Source organism: Flavobacterium sp. CG_23.5 (genome assembly GCF_017875765.1).
GTDB lineage: Bacteria > Bacteroidota > Bacteroidia > Flavobacteriales > Flavobacteriaceae > Flavobacterium.
On the sequence record NZ_JAGGNA010000001.1, the window covers coordinates 590384 to 609226 of the forward strand.

Annotated in this window: 17 protein-coding genes and 1 riboswitch; of the genes, 2 read left to right on the forward strand and 15 right to left on the reverse strand. The window is 32.8% G+C overall.

Annotation, left to right across the window (positions count from 1 at the left end; translation table 11 throughout):
• Positions 1-13: 13 nt before the first annotated feature.
• The 12 genes from H4V97_RS02495 to H4V97_RS02550 all read right to left on the reverse strand — a co-directional run bounded on the left by H4V97_RS02495 (position 14) and on the right by H4V97_RS02550 (position 12863).
• Complete coding sequence (locus H4V97_RS02495; protein ID WP_209548808.1) at positions 14-2041, reverse strand: hypothetical protein; 2028 nt, start codon at positions 2039-2041, stop codon at positions 14-16.
• 95 nt (positions 2042-2136) lie between these two features.
• Positions 2137-2883, reverse strand: coding sequence for a 3-oxoacyl-[acyl-carrier-protein] reductase (fabG, locus tag H4V97_RS02500; protein ID WP_196850825.1), 747 nt, complete (start codon positions 2881-2883; stop codon positions 2137-2139).
• A 168-nt stretch (positions 2884-3051) separates the two neighbouring features.
• The gene (locus H4V97_RS02505; protein WP_209548809.1) at positions 3052-4374 is read right to left on the reverse strand and encodes a Na+/H+ antiporter NhaC family protein; all 1323 of its coding nucleotides are present in this window, start codon (positions 4372-4374) and stop codon (positions 3052-3054) included.
• Between the two features lie 58 nt (positions 4375-4432).
• Positions 4433-4529, reverse strand: a riboswitch (SAM-I-IV-variant riboswitch).
• 114 nt (positions 4530-4643) lie between these two features.
• A complete protein-coding gene (locus H4V97_RS02510) occupies positions 4644-5066 on the reverse strand; it encodes a hypothetical protein (RefSeq protein ID WP_196850827.1) in 423 nt (140 codons plus the stop codon).
• A gap of 213 nt (positions 5067-5279) precedes the next feature.
• Complete coding sequence (gene sucD / locus H4V97_RS02515; protein ID WP_196850828.1) at positions 5280-6152, reverse strand: succinate--CoA ligase subunit alpha; 873 nt, start codon at positions 6150-6152, stop codon at positions 5280-5282.
• A gap of 87 nt (positions 6153-6239) precedes the next feature.
• On the reverse strand, positions 6240-6602 hold the full coding sequence (locus H4V97_RS02520; protein ID WP_209548810.1) for a nuclear transport factor 2 family protein: 363 nt from the start codon (positions 6600-6602) through the stop codon (positions 6240-6242).
• A 1-nt stretch (position 6603) separates the two neighbouring features.
• Entirely contained in the window at positions 6604-7533 is a 930-nt protein-coding gene (locus H4V97_RS02525) for a UDP-3-O-(3-hydroxymyristoyl)glucosamine N-acyltransferase (protein ID WP_209548811.1), read from the reverse strand.
• Positions 7534-7602: 69 nt separating this feature from the next.
• The gene (gene efp, locus H4V97_RS02530; protein WP_196850831.1) at positions 7603-8169 is read right to left on the reverse strand and encodes an elongation factor P; all 567 of its coding nucleotides are present in this window, start codon (positions 8167-8169) and stop codon (positions 7603-7605) included.
• Positions 8170-8221: 52 nt separating this feature from the next.
• Positions 8222-9007, reverse strand: coding sequence for an acyl-ACP--UDP-N-acetylglucosamine O-acyltransferase (gene lpxA, locus H4V97_RS02535; protein WP_196850832.1), 786 nt, complete (start codon positions 9005-9007; stop codon positions 8222-8224).
• 71 nt (positions 9008-9078) lie between these two features.
• Positions 9079-10467 carry a bifunctional UDP-3-O-[3-hydroxymyristoyl] N-acetylglucosamine deacetylase/3-hydroxyacyl-ACP dehydratase gene (locus H4V97_RS02540; protein ID WP_209550255.1) on the reverse strand — a complete coding sequence of 463 codons (1389 nt, stop codon included), beginning with the start codon at positions 10465-10467 and terminating at the stop codon, positions 9079-9081.
• A complete protein-coding gene (gene lpxD / locus H4V97_RS02545; RefSeq protein WP_209548812.1) occupies positions 10460-11503 on the reverse strand; it encodes a UDP-3-O-(3-hydroxymyristoyl)glucosamine N-acyltransferase in 1044 nt (347 codons plus the stop codon). The genes H4V97_RS02540 and lpxD overlap by 8 nt, the downstream gene beginning before the upstream one ends.
• A 118-nt stretch (positions 11504-11621) precedes the next feature.
• Complete coding sequence (locus H4V97_RS02550; protein WP_209548813.1) at positions 11622-12863, reverse strand: HD domain-containing protein; 1242 nt, start codon at positions 12861-12863, stop codon at positions 11622-11624.
• Positions 12864-13207: 344 nt separating this feature from the next.
• On the opposite strand from H4V97_RS02550, the gene dnaX reads away from it, so the two are divergent.
• Both dnaX and H4V97_RS02560 read left to right on the forward strand, forming a co-directional pair.
• On the forward strand, positions 13208-14293 hold the full coding sequence (gene dnaX / locus H4V97_RS02555; protein WP_209548814.1) for a DNA polymerase III subunit gamma/tau: 1086 nt from the start codon (positions 13208-13210) through the stop codon (positions 14291-14293).
• A 209-nt stretch (positions 14294-14502) separates the two neighbouring features.
• On the forward strand, positions 14503-14946 hold the full coding sequence (locus tag H4V97_RS02560) for a DNA polymerase III subunit gamma/tau (RefSeq protein WP_245345176.1): 444 nt from the start codon (positions 14503-14505) through the stop codon (positions 14944-14946).
• 71 nt (positions 14947-15017) lie between these two features.
• Here the strand turns inward: H4V97_RS02560 and H4V97_RS02565 are convergent, their stop codons facing one another.
• The 3 genes from H4V97_RS02565 to H4V97_RS02575 form a co-directional block, all read right to left on the reverse strand.
• Positions 15018-15908, reverse strand: coding sequence for a Ppx/GppA phosphatase family protein (locus tag H4V97_RS02565; protein WP_196850836.1), 891 nt, complete (start codon positions 15906-15908; stop codon positions 15018-15020).
• 66 nt (positions 15909-15974) lie between these two features.
• The gene (gene ppk1, locus H4V97_RS02570) at positions 15975-18047 is read right to left on the reverse strand and encodes a polyphosphate kinase 1 (RefSeq protein ID WP_196850837.1); all 2073 of its coding nucleotides are present in this window, start codon (positions 18045-18047) and stop codon (positions 15975-15977) included.
• Between the two features lie 4 nt (positions 18048-18051).
• Positions 18052-18537: a SixA phosphatase family protein gene (locus H4V97_RS02575; protein ID WP_196850838.1), complete on the reverse strand. Its 486-nt coding sequence runs from the start codon at positions 18535-18537 to the stop codon at positions 18052-18054.
• Positions 18538-18843: the final 306 nt, after the last annotated feature.

The following is an 18843-nucleotide window of genomic DNA, read 5'->3' on the forward strand; positions in this document are numbered from 1 at the left end:
TTATTTGGATTAACTACAGCAATCCATTGTATTTCCTAACAAACCATTCTGTTGCAAGCAAAGTCGAAATCAAAACCAATAACCAAACCCAATCAATTAAAGGCGTTTTAGTTACATTATTTTTTTGAATGGATTTGTATTCTTCATTTTCTAAAAGCGATTTTATTAGCGCATCTGTTTGATCCGGAAAATAAGCTTTCCCTTGTGTCTGAAGAGCTAATTGAGATAATTTTTCTACATCTGGATTTACAAACTGCTTTTCGATATCAAAATCCAGAATTTCAAAATGACTGCTGTACGTAGTTTTTGAATTTAATTCCTTTACCGAAAAATTATAACTTCCTGCTGTAAGCCCATCAAGATTTACTTTATAAGAATTATTTCCTTTTAATAAATCGTAGTTTTTCGTTTGCTTGGTTTTACTATTGGTAACAGCGATAGTCAATCGTGCTTTTTCGTCAAATTCATAATTTTTATTAAAATACTGAGCGGTAATTTCGATTGCTTCTCCTGAATTGTAAAAACTTTCATGCTCCACAACCAATGATTTTTTGGCATTATTGGAAGCCAAAAATTGAATAATCTTATCTATAAAAATATCGAATTTTTCAAATGACTGATTATCGATATGACTTTGCAAACGCCATTTCCAACTATTTTCGCCCAAAAGAAAAGCGGAACGTTTTCCTTGATTCTCCGTAAAAACCAATAACGGGGAATTAGTTTCTATATTTCTAATTTTCGAAGATAGCAAAACCGATACATTTCCATTGGCAGTCACGTTTCCAAAAGGATTTTGCAACGGAGGGAAATTTTCAAATCCAATGTTATCAATCGCAAACAAATTAAATTGCGAATTAAATCCAGCTAGATAATCTTCTTTTTGACCACTCAACCTGAATGATAAACTATTTTGTTGTTCATTCAAAAAATTGAAATCAGTGTTGTTTCCGGTAATGATAAAAGTATTAACTCCCGCTAGTTTAGCACCCTCAAAAGCAGATTTAAATTCACCAGTTGGTTGGTATAAAATTAAAACAGTATAATCCTGTAACGATTTGATTTCATTTGGCTTAACGATAGTTACTTTACGTTGTGCATTAGTTTCTATGGCGTGTTTTAAAGCAGCAATATCTGGATGATTTATGGCCGAAATAATTGCCACATTTGTTTTCTGATCGATAACTTCTACCGCAAAATTCTTATTATTATTGAAGGTATTTTTTTCTTTTTCTTTCGATGATATACTAGCTTTAAAAACTTGTGAACCTACTTTGTTGGCTGGCAAAAGTAAATTAATGGTCGCTGTTTTTTTCGATGGAGAAAATGAAATACTTTGCTTACTCAATACCGAATTTCCTTGAGAAATACTAAAATCGGCAGAGACAATTTTGGTTCCTGAATACTGTAAAAAAACTTCTACCGGGAATTTATTCTTGTAAAAAGCATATTTATTTACGTTCAGTTGATTGATTTTTAAGTCAAATAATTTTGTTGTATCGCCTACTATTATAGGGAATACTTTATTCGAAGCATCAAAACTGTACACATAATCATTTCCCGAAGTTTGATTTCCATCAGTGATAATTACCGTTGGAAAAATAACATTTCTATTGATACTTTTTAGGTTTTTGGCAATTGCTTCAAGATTGGTCTGTGTTCCTTTGAAATTAAATGTCGAAGACGGTTCAAACTCCCTGTCAAATTGATACGTTTGCAAATCAAATTTATCTTGAATAGCAGTATTTGAGGTGATCTTTTTATACATTTCTAATGCTTTTTCATTAGCATTTAAAAAAGTAATAGAATTGGAATTATCCACAACAACAGCCAAAGGTGTTTTTACAATTTCTAATGTATTTTTTGTAATAATTGGATTTATAAGCAATAACAAAATCGAAAAAATAGAAGCAAAACGCAAAAAAGCCAAAAACAAACTGACTTTAGATTTGTTTTTGGCTTTGTATAAATAGTGATAAAATGACAAACCACCTGCTACGACTAATGAAAGTATAATCAATAAAATAGTAGTTGTTGTCATATACCCGAATTAAAAGATTGAATAATTTAAGAATTTAAAACAAATATTCAATAAATAATCTTTAAATCTTTAAATTTTTGAATCATTAACTTATGCTAAGTAAGCATTCCTCCACAAACGTTCATAACTTGACCTGTTACATACGCACTCATATCCGAAGCAAAGAAAAGACAAGCGTTAGCAACATCTTCAGTTGTACCTCCACGTTTCAATGGAATTCCGTCTCTCCATCCTTGTACCACATCATCACTTAATTTAGCGGTCATTTCTGTTTCAATAAATCCTGGTGCAATCGCGTTGCAACGAATATTACGAGAACCTAATTCTAATGCAACTGATTTTGTAAATCCAATAACACCTGCTTTCGATGCCGCATAATTGGTCTGCCCCGCATTACCCTTCACTCCTACTACAGAACTCATATTAATAATAGATCCTGAACGTTGTTTCAAGAAAGTTCTTTGAATGGCCTTAGTCATATTAAAAACTGATTTCAAATTGACATCAATTACTTGATCAAAATCGGCTTCAGACATACGCATCAGTAAATTATCTTTGGTAATCCCAGCGTTATTAATTAAAACATCAACAGTTCCGAATTCGGCAATTACTGCGTCAACCATAGTTTGCGCTTCGTTAAAATCAGCAGCGTTAGATTGATATCCTTTAGCTTTAATTCCAAGAGCGTTCAATTCATTTTCCAGAGCTAAAGCTGATTCAACAGATGAACTGTACGTAAAAGCAACATTTGCACCATTTTTCGCAAAAACCTCTGCAATTCCTTTACCAATTCCTCGACTTGCGCCAGTAATTATAACAACTTTTCCTTCTAGTAATTTCATGTTTTAAAATTAATTTAATATTTATTTGAAGCTATTGCCGCGATACGTTGCACTCATGCCAAAACACGAGATGTGCTTCTATCAGGACTACTTTCCATACGTCAAATATAGAATAATTACTTTTTAAAAAAAATTTCAAATTCAATAAACGTTCAAGCTAGCCAAACTTTATACTTTAAAATTTTTATCAACCCATTTATCCCAATTCGAACTGTAAATTGCCAGTAAAGTAAAGCTTAATAAAAATAGATGGTACCACGCATTACTGATTAAATCAAAAAAGTCTATTTTGCCCTTAGCAAAACTTAAAATTAACAAGACTTGTGCGCCATAAGGTAAAACCCCCTGAACAACGCAAGAAAAGATATCTAAAATAGCGGCTGTCTTTTTGGGATTCAAATCATATTCGTCATTAATCTCCTTTGCAATAGGTCCGGTAATTACAATTGAAACGGTGTTATTGGCTATTGCCAAATTAGCAAAACCCACCAATGCACCGATTCCTGCCTGTGCCGATTTTTTACTTTTGATCCGTCTTTTTATTTGATGTAATAGATAATCAATTCCGCCCGCTTTCTCCACCATCGCGGCTAAACCGCCCGTCAGCATCGATAACAAAAAGATATCAGTCATACTGATAAAACCTTCATATATTTTTTGGATAAACTCCAATACGGTAAAAGACTCTCCAATATAACCTATGATACCCGCTAAAATAGTTCCAATAATTAAAGTCGAAAAAACATTTATTCCAAACAAAGCCAAAAATATTACCACGATATAAGGAATAATAGGAATCCATTCAAAACTAGTTATTGGGAGGTCAACCGACACTATATCTGATTTTAGACCTAGATAAAAGAATAAAATAATTGTAATCACTGCGGCAGGAAACGCAATAAACAAATTGATTTTAAATTTGTCTTTTAATTCACAGCCGAGCGATTGTGTTGCGGCAATGGTTGTGTCCGAGATCATCGAAAGGTTGTCACCAAACATAGAACCACCCAATAAAGCACCAGAAATAAGCGGTAAAGAAGCACCACTTTTATCTGCTAATGTCACGGCTATAGGTCCTAGGGCAACAATTGCACCTACAGAAGTTCCAGTGGCAGTTGACAAAAAACTTGCAATCAGAAAGATTCCTAATGGAAAATAAGCGGCATCTACAGTGCTGATTCCTAAATTAACAACGGCATCAACACCGCCCATCGCTTTACTCACAACTGCAAATGCACCAGCAAGCAAATAAATCAAGCACATGGTCATAATTTTACTTTCACCGCAACCCGCAATTAAGGTTGTTACTTTTTCATCAGTGGAAGACTTGAATAATATAAAAGCTGCTATAATTCCAATTAAAACGGCAACTGGAGATGGAAATGCGTAAAAATCATGTAAAACAATTCCAGCACCCAAAAAAGTAAAAATAAAAACAAATAACGGAATCAAAGCGTACGGATTTCCTCTTTTTTTCGAAAAAATAGTCATAAAATTAATTTTAAAATGAATTAAATATGACGAAAAACGAAAGCTAAAAAATGGGAATGTAAACAACATTTTTTCCAAAGGATTTGGCTTATCGTTTTAGCACCTTGCTTGTTGCTGCAGGTTGCTATCTCATTGAGAGATTCGTGATAAAGGGTGCAAAAGTAATACATCATTTACTAAAAAACGACAAACTGTATGTTTTTTTGATAAAAAAAGCCTTACCGAAGTAAAGCTTTTTTAATATTATATTTTATTTTTTTTGAGATGTACTAGAAAGCCACATTCCATTTTGGTAATCTTCCATTTTCATCCAAGAAATTTTGTAAAACTTGTCCTTCGACAAAAGTTGGGATACCTTTAGTTTTATCATTGAATGTTTCATACCAAACTACTTCTAGCAAACTAATATCTTCGATTTTCATTTGTGCAGGCCAAGAATATTTTCTTCCCGTTTTTGCAAATTGATGACCGTTTACAATTTTATCTTTCAAACCGCCATTTTTGATTTTCAAAGTTCCGTCATTTTGAACAGTCCCAGTAGAACCAACCATAATTAACTCTTTTTCTTCCCCAACTACATAAACCAAAAACACGCCAGATCCTTCAGAAGCATTACAAACTTCTTCTAAACTATCATCTATTGTAAATGAAAACTGATTGCTAACTTTGAATTTTTTTAATTCCTTGTACATACTATTTTATTTTTATTTGAATTGGCTTCCGTAAAAAAAGCTCACAAAATCGTGAGAATCATCTAAACCATTCGTTTATGTTTGTTCTTTATTAAAATTAAACCATTAAAACAGCTATTTTTAATAAAGTGCAAAGGTATTTCTTTAATTCCATTTATAATAAAAAAGCCCCACAAAATGTGAGGCTTTTAAAATATTTAATTTAGAAAAAAATTATCCTAAAACTTCTTTAACTTTTTTACCAATTTCAGCTGGTGAATCCACTACATGAATACCACATTCTCTCATGATTTGTTTTTTAGCTTCGGCTGTATCGTCAGAACCACCAACGATTGCACCTGCATGTCCCATTGTTCGTCCTGCTGGAGCGGTAACTCCTGCAATGAAACCTACAACTGGTTTACGGTTACCATCAGCTTTGATCCAATGAGCAGCATCAGCTTCTAATTGTCCACCAATTTCACCAATCATTACGATACATTCTGTTTCTGGATCATTCATCAATAATTCAACTGCTTCTTTTGTAGTTGTTCCAATGATTGGATCTCCACCAATACCAATAGCAGTAGTAATTCCTAAACCTTGTTTTACTACTTGGTCTGCAGCCTCGTACGTTAATGTTCCTGATTTAGAAACAATTCCAACAGTACCTTTTTTGAAAACAAAACCTGGCATAATACCTACTTTTGCTTCACCTGGAGTAATTATTCCAGGACAGTTAGGACCAATTAATCTTGCCTTTCTTTCTTTAACATAACTATTAGCTTTAATCATATCAGCTACAGGAATTCCTTCAGTAATTGCAATAATTACTTTAATTCCAGCATCAGCAGCTTCCATTATTGCATCAGCAGCAAAAGCTGGTGGTACAAAAATAATAGTTGTGTCTGCTCCTGCTTGTTCCACAGCGTCTTTTACAGTATTAAAAACAGGACGATCTAAATGAGTGGTCCCCCCTTTTCCTGGAGTTACACCACCTACAACATTTGTTCCGTACTCAATCATTTGAGAAGCATGGAAAGTTCCTTCACTTCCTGTAAATCCTTGAACAATTATTTTGGAATCTTTATTAACTAAAACACTCATGATATATATTTTATGTGATTTTTATAAATTGTTATGCAAAAGTAAGGTTTTCGAAATTATTTTGATGCCTTTTCTTATCAAAATATATTATGATAATTGACTCATTTGATACCCTCTGAATAACTTATTATCTTTTATTTGCCAAATTGCCATAAAATGTGCCAATAACATTTCTTCTCTTGGGTTTTCTATCGTTTTCACAAAATGAGAATACCGCACGGAAATCATATCATTTTCAGCTATTATTTGGCTTACTCTTACTTTAGATCGCACATAAGCTTTACTCAAATCATCAGATAAATTCAATAAAGAATCATAATTCAGTTGCAAAAATCCTTTACTGCTACTCCAATCTAAAAGAACATCAGGATGCAAAAAATCTTTCATGACATCGCTATCAATTAGTGCATCTGATTTATAAAATTTCTGAACAATTTCCTTTGCAGACATATTATTTTAATTTATTTAAAATTTCGGGTATCTTTTTAATATTAGCCAGTTGTTTCAATTTCTCTCTTGATTCTTCAATTGGTGTACCAAAATAGGATTTTCCGCCTTCAACAGATTTTGTAACTCCAGTTTGACCTAGAATAACTGCCTTTGCGCCTATAGTGATTCCGCTGGTGGTTCCTACTTGTCCCCAAATAGTAACTTCGTCTTCAATTATTACACATCCCGCTATTCCAGTTTGCGAAGCAATCAAACAGTTTTTCCCAATTACTGTATCATGACCCACATGCACTTGATTGTCAATTTTTGTCCCTTCGCCAATTGTCGTGTCGCCCGTAACTCCTTTGTCAATGGTACAAAGTGCTCCAATTCCAACATTATCTTTTATCACGACTCTTCCTCCTGAAAGCAATTGATCATAGCCTTCAGCACGTTTTTTATAGTAAAAGGCATCTGCTCCAAGAATTGTTCCGGCATGTATTATTACATTATCTCCAATAACGGTATAATCGTAAATGGAAACATTAGAATGAATTAAGCAATTTTTCCCAATAACAACATGATTTCCAATAAATGTATTTGGCTGTATAATAGTCCCTTGCCCTATTAAAGCTGAAGAAGCTATTGAAACATTCGAAAATTGAAACGGTTTAAAATGATGGGTTAATTTATTGAAATCTCTAAAAGGATCATCAGAAATTAAAAGTGCTTTTCCTTCAGGACAGTCCACTATTTTGTTAATCAAAACGATGGAAGCGGCTGAATTTAATGCTTTATCGTAATATTTAGGATGATCTACAAAAACAATATCGCCTGATTCGACAACATGGATTTCGTTCATTCCATATACTGCAAAATTTGCATCACCCACATATTCACAGTTGATAATATTGGCAATTTCTTCTAAAGAGTAAACTTTGGGGAATTTCATAAATTTAGTGTTCAATATTCAATGTTCAGTATTCAGATTGACTACAAACTGAATACTGAAAACTGTAATTTACTCTTTTACGCGTTCCATGTAAGAACCCGATGTAGTATCAATTTTAATTTTATCACCTTCATTGATAAACAAAGGAACATTTACCGTAGCTCCAGTTTCAACAGTCGCTGATTTTGTAGCATTAGTTGCTGTATTTCCTTTAATTCCAGGTTCAGCATAAGTAACTTCTAGTATCACAGATGCCGGCATATCAACTGAAAGAGGTAAATCAGTTTCGGTATTAATGCTTACCATTACATTTTCTCCTTCTTTCAATAAATCTGGTGAGTCTAAAATGTTTTTATTCAAAGAAATTTGTTCAAAAGTCTCTGTATTCATAAAGTGGAATAAATCCCCTTCTGGGTATAAATACTGAAATTTATGGTTTTCAACACGTACTTCTTCAATTTTATGTCCTGCAGAAAAAGTATTATCCAATACTTTTCCATTAGTTAAACTTCTTAATTTTGTTCTAACAAAAGCTGGTCCTTTCCCCGGTTTTACGTGAAGAAATTCTATAATTTTGTATATATCATTGTTGTACTTGATGCACAATCCGTTTTTAATATCTGATGTAGATGCCATTATATTGTTTATTTTTATTAATATTTTTATTTTGTGCTAACTGAAATTGTTTTTAGTAATTCCCGGAATATCCTTTCATTACTCCTCTTGATGAATTTCTGATAAAATCAATAATCTCATCTCTCTCCGGTGTCGCTTCCATCTCGGCTTCAATAATTCCTAAAGCTTGCGTGGTGTTGTAATTTTTTTGGTAAAGAATTCGGTATATATCCTGAATTTCTCTAATTTTTTCGGTTGTAAATCCACGTCTTCTTAAACCAACAGAATTAATACCAACATAGGATAAAGGTTCTTTAGCCGCTTTTGTATATGGAGGAACATCTTTTCTAACTAAAGATCCACCAGATATCATAGCATGATCCCCAATTTGAATAAATTGATGGATGGCTGCCAAGCCTCCTATTACTGCAAACTTCCCTACGGTAACGTGACCCGCAAGAGCTACACCATTAACAATAATAGCATTATCCCCAATGTGACAATCGTGAGCAATATGTGCGGTAGCCATTACTAGACAGTTGTTACCCAATGTCGTTTGCCCTGATGCAATAGTCCCTCTATTAATGGTTACACATTCTCTAATCGTACAATTGTCTCCAATTATCGCTAAAGAATCTTCTCCACCAAACTTTAAATCCTGCGGGACAGCTGAAATAACTGCACCTGGAAAAATATTACAATTTTTTCCAATTCTTGCTCCTTCCATAATGGTAACATTTGAACCAATCCATGTTCCATCTCCAATAATAACATTATTGTGTATGGTGGTAAAAGGCTCAATGACTACATTTTTGGCGATTTTGGCGCCTGGATGAACATACGCTAATGGTTGATTCATATTCTTTATTTAATCGTTTAACTGTTTAATCGATTAACCGAATATACGATTAACCAAATCAACAAAAAAAATTACTGTTTTTTTGCAATTTGAGCCATTAACTCCGCTTCGGCAACTAGTTTTCCATTTGCGTAAGCGTTAGCTTGCATGTGACAAATACCTCTTCTTATCGGAGTAATTAAATCACATTTAAAAATTAAAGTATCACCCGGTAGCACTTTTTGTTTGAACTTTACATTATCAATTTTCATGAAATAAGTCAAATAATTTTCAGGATCCGGAACCGTACTCAACACAAGAATCCCTCCTGTTTGTGCCATTGCTTCAACAATTAAAACCCCTGGCATAACCGGTGCCTCAGGAAAATGTCCAACAAAGAAATTTTCATTCATCGTAACATTTTTCATTCCCACCACATGACTTTCAGACATCTCTATGATCCTGTCAATCAATAAAAATGGGGGTCTGTGAGGTAAAACAGCCATGATTTTATGGATGTCCATCAATGGCTCCAAGTTTAAATCATAAACTGGAACATAATTTCTTTGTTCGATTTTTATGATTTTCGCCATTTTTTTGGCAAATTGAGTATTTACAAAATGTCCAGGTTTATTGGCAATTACTTTTCCTTGTATTTTTGTTCCAATTAAAGCTAAATCGCCAACAACATCAAGTAATTTGTGTCTAGCGGCCTCATTTGGATAATGTAAAGTAAGATTATCTAATATTCCATTTGGTTTCACATTAATACTTTCTTTTCCAAAAGCAACTTTCAAATTCTCCATTGTTGTTGCTGATATTTCTTTATCAACATATACAATAGCATTATTCAAATCACCTCCTTTAATTAGACCGTTTTCTAATAGTGATTCCAATTCATGCAGAAAACTAAACGTTCTTGATTCTGAAATTTCTTCCTTAAATTCAGAAATCCCTTTCATCGTGGCATTTTGAGTACCTAAAATTTTAGTCCCAAAATCGACCATCGCAGTCACACTATAATGATCACTTGGCATGATTAATATTTCGCTTCCCGTAGCTTCATCAGTAAAAGAAATGACCTCTTTTATTACATAAACATTACGTTTTGCACTTTGCTCCTCTATACCAGCTTTTTCAAGCGCTTCAACAAAATATTTAGCAGAACCATCCATGATAGGAAGTTCGGAAGCATTTAGTTCAATGATTACATTGTCTAAGTCACAACCAGTTAATGCCGCTAAAACGTGTTCTGGCGTTTGTATTTTAACACCAAGTTTTTCTAAATTGGTACCTCTTTGCGTGTTTACAACGTAATTTGCATCAGCTTCAACAACGGGGCTTCCTTCTAGATCTACTCGAACAAAAGTAAAACCATTGTTTATTGGAGCAGGTTTGAAAGTCATTTTCACTTCTTTTCCTGTATGTAATCCAACTCCAGTTAGTGAAATTTCCGTTTTGATGGTCTTCTGTTTAACCATTTTTTCCATTTTTTTGGTTTAATATTTGTTTCTTTAATTCTTCTATTTCTGCGACAATTTTTGGCAAATTCTTAAAGTGAACATATGATTTACTAAAATCATTATAACCAAATGAAGGACTTCCTTGCAAAGTCTCGTTGTCTTTTATATTTCTTCCAACACCAGATTGAGCCTGTATTCGGACATTATTTCCTATTGTCAAATGTCCTGATATTCCTACTTGGCCACCAATCATTCCGTTTTTTCCAATTTTTGTAGAACCCGCAACGCCCGTTTGAGCTGCAATTACAGTATTTTCTCCTATCTCAACATTATGGGCAATCTGAATTTGATTGTCTAGCTTGACTCCCTTTCTTATAATTGTAGAACCCATCGTAGCCCTATCTATAGTAGTACAAGATCCAATATCTACATTATCTTCAATAACTACATTTCCTATTTGTGGGATTTTAGTAAAGGTTCCATCTTGATTTGGTGCAAAACCAAAACCATCAGCTCCTATTACCACTCCTGAATTTATGATACAATTATTCCCGATAATAGTATCCGAATAAATTTTTGCACCAGCAAAAATAGTTACATTATTACCTACTACAACATTATCCCCTAGAAAACAATTAGGATAAATTTTTACATTATCTCCTAATATCACTTGCTGTCCTAAATAACTAAAACTGCCTAAATATAAGTTTTCTCCATATTTTGCAGTATCTGATATAACAGAGGGCTGTTCAATTCCATTTTTAGTTCCTTTTGCCTGATCATAAAATTCTAATAGTTTAGAAAAAGACATATAGGCATCTTCGACTTTTATCAGAGTTGTTTTTATTGGTGTTTCAGGAACAAAAGTTTTATTCACGATCGTAATTGTAGCTTCTGTTGTATAAATAAAGTTATTGTATTTTGGATTCGCTAAAAAAGTTAGTGAGCCTTCTTTTCCATCTTCAATCTTAGACAACTGATTCACTTCAGCCTTGGGATTCCCAATAACCTCACCTTCTAATATACCCGCTATTTGTTCTGCTGTAAATTTCATCTTATCTGATTATATTTTTCATAGGTATAAGATGGAACTCGCTGTATAAAGTTCTCTCAAAATTATAAAAAAATGCTTTGGCTTGTTTCATTGCGACAAAAATATAAAAAAATAGATTTTAAATGTTCATTTCTACAAGTTGTTTTGGGAAACAGATATAATATTTAGTAACCAATTTAGATAATGATTTTAAATTCAGTTGGTCAGAAGATTCAATAACATCTTCAACGGTTCTGTCTTTTTTCAAAATTCGTATCGGTTCCGCTTCTTTACTATACGCTTGGTTTTTTATTTTACCTTTAAAAATAAAATAATTAGTCTCCAATAAAGAAATATTATTTTCCATAGCGAAACGCTCTTTCAATGGCTGCAGTTCCTCTAAAGGAACTTTTTCACTAGTTAATTTTATTTTTAATAAATCCCTGTTCACGATCATTTTGCTAAGGGACGACAATATAAAATCATCCTGTCTTTGCCATGCTTTTAATGCGCTAATAATATCAAAATCATCAAGTTGAGAAAATAAATCTAATGTAGAAGCGTCAAAATTATCCATCGTAATTTTATTTTGCATAAAAAACTGCAACGGTTCACTGCATGGTAATTGTACTCCTTTTATTGTCAATTCTTTGGCACGTTTTAAGACTTTCGTCAAAATTAACTCGGCTACTAAACTTGTTTTATGTAAATACGCCTGCCAATACATTAATCGTCTCGACATTAGAAACTTCTCCACCGAATAGATACCTTTTTCTTCAATTACCAAGAAATCATCCACCACATTCATCATTTGAATCAGTCGTTCTGAATTGACATTTCCTTCTGCCACACCCGAATAAAAACTATCTCGTTTTAAATAATCCATTCTATCCATATCCAATTGACTGGAAATCAACTGTAACATGAATTTTCTATCGTAATCCCCTTTAAAAATCTGAATGGCCAAACTCAACTGACCGTTAAATTCAACATTTAATTGGTTCATAAACAGCAGCGAAATTTCTTCATGATGTACATCCTCCACAATGCTTCTTTCCATCGCATGTGAAAAAGGGCCGTGACCTATATCGTGCAATAAAATAGCAATGTACAATGCATTTTCTTCCTCGGGAGATATGGAAACCCCTTTAAAACGAAGTACTTCAACCGCTTTTTGCATTAAATGCATACAACCTAAAGCATGATGAAATCGGGTATGATTCGCCCCAGGATAAACTAAATAGGACAAACCCATTTGTGAAATTCGACGTAACCTCTGAAAATAAGGATGTTGAACTAAGTCGTAGATTAAGGCATTCGGAATGGTAATAAACCCGTAAATGGGATCATTGAATATTTTTAGCTTATTGATTTGACTCACTATAACTTTATTTTGGTGAACAAATATAGACAAATTAGATTGTATAACCACAAAGGACGATTTGGGTGCGATTTCAAACAAATTATAGTGAATTTGTACCGATGGAAACGGCTATAACAAAATAGAACTCTCGCTATTTTTAAGTTGGAATTTTAAAATAATTTTTACGTATCGTTATTTCAGGACGGGACAATGTTTTACAGACCTGTTTTTCCGTAAAAATTCAAATGATTTAATTTCACCCAGCACGTTAAAAATTAATTTATTTTTAATTTTTAGATTTGAATTTTGGAATTTGGTTTTTGAATTTTCAAATCCTATATTTGCTTTCGAATAAAAATTCTATGGAACAATTTGTAGTATCGGCACGTAAATACAGACCTCAAACATTTAAAGATGTGGTAGGACAAAAAGCCATTACCAATACTTTACTAAATGCCATAGAAACCAATCATCTTGCCTCTGCCCTATTATTTACTGGACCTAGAGGAGTTGGAAAAACTACTTGCGCTCGTATTTTGGCTCGAAAAATCAATCAGCCGGGTTATGATGATCCAAACGAAGATTTTGCCTTTAATGTTTTCGAATTAGATGCTGCTTCAAATAATTCAGTTGATGATATAAGAAATCTGATTGATCAAGTACGGATTCCGCCACAAACAGGACAATACAAAGTATATATTATTGACGAGGTTCATATGCTGTCCTCGGCAGCTTTCAACGCTTTCCTGAAAACACTCGAAGAACCGCCAAAGCATGCCATTTTCATTTTGGCTACGACCGAAAAACATAAAATTATTCCAACGATATTGTCTCGTTGTCAGATATTTGATTTCAAAAGAATCACTGTAAAAGACGCCAAAGAACATCTTGCCGAAGTTGCGACAAGTCAAGGCGTAGTTTTTGAAGACGATGCATTGCATATTATTGCACAAAAAGCGGATGGAGCGATGCGCGATGCTTTATCAATTTTTGATAGAGTCGTTTCGTTTTGTGGAAAAGACTTAACACGTCAGGCCGTTACAGAAAATCTAAATGTTTTAGATTATGAAACGTACATCACGGTGACGGATCTAATCTTGGAAAATAAAATTCCTGAATTATTATTATCTTTTAATGACATTCTTTCTAAAGGATTTGATTCTCATCATTTTATAGCCGGATTAGCCTCTCATTTCAGAGATTTATTGGTAAGCAAAACGCCTTCAACTTTATCGTTATTGGAAGTTGGTGAACAAGCGCAGAAAATGTACGGCGCACAAGCACAAAAGTGCAGTCAAGATTTTTTATTAAAAGGAATTGAAATTGCAAATGATTGCGATTTGAAATACAAACTAAGTCAAAACCAGCGACTTCTTGTTGAGCTTTGTTTGATGCAACTAGCCTCTATCACTTTTGATGGAGAAAAAAAAAAGTTGACAAATTTATAATTCCGCCTACTTATTATATAAAGAACGATTATTCGATAGTAGAAAGTTCAAAAGCTAAAATAGAAAGTACTGCAAAAACTCCACTTATAGAGTCCGTTCAAGAAAAAGAGCCGGAAACTATTGTTATAGCAGCTGTAGTTCCTGTTCGCACTCCGACCGTAAAAATTGATATTTCTACTTCTAACGAACCAAAAATTTCTGCCTTTTCATTGTCAAGTATTCGTGCCAAAAAAGCATTAGAAGAAAGCAATAAGGGAATAGTCAAAGAAGTCGTTCATTTACCTACAGAAGTTTTTACGGAAACCGAAATGCTACTACATTGGAACAAGTATGCACAACGTTTAGGAGAAAAAGGGTTTCGAATCATGGAATCGTTATTACTTATCAACGACCCAGTTTTGAGTGGCAACGCTATTACTATTGAATTGCCAAATGAAGGTTCCAAATTAGATTTTGAGAAAGAATTGAATGGACTTTTGGGACATTTAAAAGGTCATTTACATAACCATGATATCACGATAGAAGTTATCGTGAATGAAAGTTTTGAAAATAAAAGAAATTTTAATGACCAAGATCGTTACAATAGACTTCACGAAATAAATCCAAATATTGAACTCTTGCGAACAACATTTGGATTAGATTTGAATGTGTAATTGATTGATTTTTAGATTTTTTTTTTTAAATTTAATTATGATTTAAAATACGCAAATCAGAATTAAATCAATTATATCTTACCATTATACATCGCTTTTACAATACCATCTGAAAGTCCAATCTTAGGGACATAAATATTTCTGGCACCACTCCATTTCATTGCATTAAGGTAAATTCTTGTAGCAGGAATAATTACATCGGCACGATCCGGATTCAAACCTAGTTCAGCTACTCTTTGATCATAAGTAAGGGAATTCAAAAAAGCATACTGTGAATTTATATAAATATAAGACAAAGGCTTTTCTTGAACTTTGCCGGACATTTTGAATAATTTATTAATGTTTCCGCCTGAGCCTATTAATGTAACTTCATCATAGTCTTTGGTATTAATTTTAATCCATTTTTCAATTTCATCCCAAACAACGTCGCATACCATGTCATTCAATAAACGAACTGTTCCAGCTTTGAAAGATCTTGAATTTACCATTTTACCATTGGAGAACAAGGTAAATTCTGTACTTCCACCACCCACATCTACAAAAAGATAGGTTTGATCTGTTTTTAATAAATGATGTAAATCAGTTGAAGCAATAATAGCTGCCTCTTTTTTTCCATCGATGATTTCTATTTTGATATCCGCTTTTTTCTTAATTATTGCAACTACTTCCTTGCCATTATAGGCTTCCCGCATCGCCGAAGTAGCAAAAGCCATATAACGTTCGACTTTATGCACTTTCATTAATAAATTGAATGCTTTCATAGCATCACACATTCTATCAATATTCACTTCAGAAATTTCACCTACAGTAAAGGCATCTTGTCCCAAACGAATAGGCACACGAACCAATGAACTTTTATTAAATTGCGTTTCTTTTCCATCTTGTTCAACAATATTCACAACCAATAAACGCATGGCATTTGAACCAATATCTATTGCAGCGTATTTTTTTATTTTAATCATTCTTCTACTATGATTTGAAATTTATCTTTTTATATTTTTATCAATTACAATTAGGATGCCAAGATACTAGGTAACTTTTTCTGCCAAGACTTCTACTTTATTTTGATAGTATTTATACGTTTCTAATTGTGCCCTGAAAATAGGATCTTGATTTCTTACCTTATACTTATTATCCAATTTATAGGAGTGGTATCGCGCTTTAACATTCCCTTTCCAACCTAAATCAAAATTGTCAATTAGCTCATTTTTGATTTCTTGATCATAAATTGGGCAAGTAACTTCTACTCGACCATCAAGATTTCTGGTCATAAAATCAGCAGATGAAATGTAAACTTCCGTTTGCCCGGCATTCCCAAATATGTAAATCCTCGAGTGTTCCAGATAATTATCTACGATACTTATTGCTTCAATATTTTGGCTCATTCCTGGAATTCCGGGAATCAACGAACAAATACCTCTAATTTCAAGTTGTATTTTGACGCCTGCTGTACTCGCTTCATACAATTTATCAATCATTCTAAAATCAGACAAACTATTCATTTTTAACTTAATATATGTTTTTCTCCCTGCCAATGCATGCAAAATTTCCCTATCAATCAGTTTGTAGAAACGGGATCGAGTATAATGAGGAGAAACAATCAGATGTTTATAACGATGTACTCTGTAATTGATATCGAAAAATTCAAATATTTTCGTAATGTCTTTAAGAATTTGTTGGTGACTTGTAAAAAGGGTTACATCAGTATAAACTTTTGCTGTAGCTTCATTAAAATTCCCTGTAGAAATGAAACCATATCTTTTTATTTTTTCATTTTCTATTCTTTCGATAACACATATTTTACTGTGCACTTTTAGTCCTTTTATTCCAAAAATGAGTTCGATACCTTCGATTTGCATTTGTTCTGCGTAAGATATATTTGAAGCTTCATCAAAACGTGCTTGTAATTCAATTTGAACCGTAACTTTCTTCCCGTTTTTGGCAGCATTTATAAGTGAGCTTATAATTTGAGAATTTTTAGCTAATCGATATAACGTAATCTTTATTGAGGTTACTTTTGGATCGAGAGCTGCTTCGCGCAAAAATTTTGTCAGATAAGAAAAAGACTGATAAGGTGCATTTAATAAATAATCTTTTTTACTTATTTTTTCCAGCATACTTCCTTCAAGACTCAAACCAGGAAGTGGCAGCGGATCATTCTTTTTATACAATAAATCAAATCTCCCTAGATTTGGAAAATTCATATAATCACGTCTATTGTGGTATCTGCCGCCTGGAATAATACTGTCCGTTGCTACAATATGCATTTTATCTAGAAAAAATTGCAGTGTATCTTTTTCAATTAATTGATCATAAATAAACCTCACGGGTTCCCCTATTCTTCGATCTTTAACACTTGTTGAAATTTTTTCTATCATACTTTTACTCAAATCACTATCGATATCTAACTGTGCATCTCTAGTAATTTTTATCATGTGGGCAGAAACACTTTCATAATCGAAAATATTGAAAATACTACTCAAATTGTGTCTTATAACATCATCAATTAGAATAACATACTGTTTATCATTATCTGAAGGAAGAACAACAAAACGATTTAATGTTTTTGGAATTTCAATAATCGCGTAACGGATCTCATTATTTAGTTTCATAATGAGTTTTATAGCCAAATAACCTGAAGTATCTTTCAATAACGGAAATTCAGCTAAATCGTTTAATATGATTGTAACTAATTCAGGACTCAATTTTTGAATAAAAAACTCTTTTAGAAAAATTTCCTGCTCGATCGAAATTTGATCTTCATTGATAATGAATATATTTTTAGACTCTAATTTAGCTTCAATAGTGCTTAATATCCGTAAACTTTCAGACTGTTGTTCTATTACAATTTCTGTGATGTCTTTTACTAATTCTTGAGCCGAAATACCGCCCAAATACTTTTCTCCGGATATTCCTGAAAGACTTAACCGTCTAATAGCCGCAAAGCGAACTCTAAAAAACTCATCTAAATTATTAGAAAAAATGCCTAAAAACCGTAGTCTATCTAACAATGGTACGGAATCATCTGCCGCTTCTTGAAGCACTCTTGCATTAAATGCTAACCAACTTTTTTCTCTATCTATATATTTATGTTCTGGCATCTACTTATTTTAAATCTTTGGGGAATATTGTTTTTTTTGTTATGCCTTTATCAATTTTAGTCCAATCATCTGCATGAAATTGCAAAGATACAAACCCTGCCGTGGGAACATTCTCAATAAAAACATCCCCAAATTTATTAACAAAATTTGTAATAGCAACATTATGTCCAAAAAGAATAACACTATCGAAAAGATTATTACATGATTTAATAACTTTCTCCAGTTTTTTTTCATCGAATGTATAAAGGTCGTCTTTATAAACGATACTGTCAATAGGATAAGAAATATTTTGAGCAAAAATAAGCGCGGTGTCAGCGGCTCTTTTAGCTGTGCTGCTCCAAATAATGTAAGTTTTAGGAAGATGATCACTAATTTTAGAGGAAACAAGGTGTGCATCTTTCATTCCATGGTGTGTTAAAGGCCGTTCCTTATCGTGCAGTGGAGCGTCCCAACTTGATTTTGCATGTCTAATTAATATTAAATTTTTCATAGGGTAATGATCATTTAGATAGTCATGGGCACTGTGTTTCGATTTAGTGAAATATTCTAATACAATTTACAAAAGAAAGAATGATTTATAATTTTTTTTGCCTGTTTTTTTCGTAATCAAAATAATTCTTGTGAAGGCGTATTTAGTGCATTTTTTTTAGTAGATAATTATATTTACAAATGCTAATTTTTTTATAAAAAAAGTTAATCAACTCACAATTAAGTTTTTATTAGTGTTGTTTACTGGTTATACATCAAAATTTTAGGTTTAATTAACAAGAAAATGTTCCTTTCAACGAGTATTTAA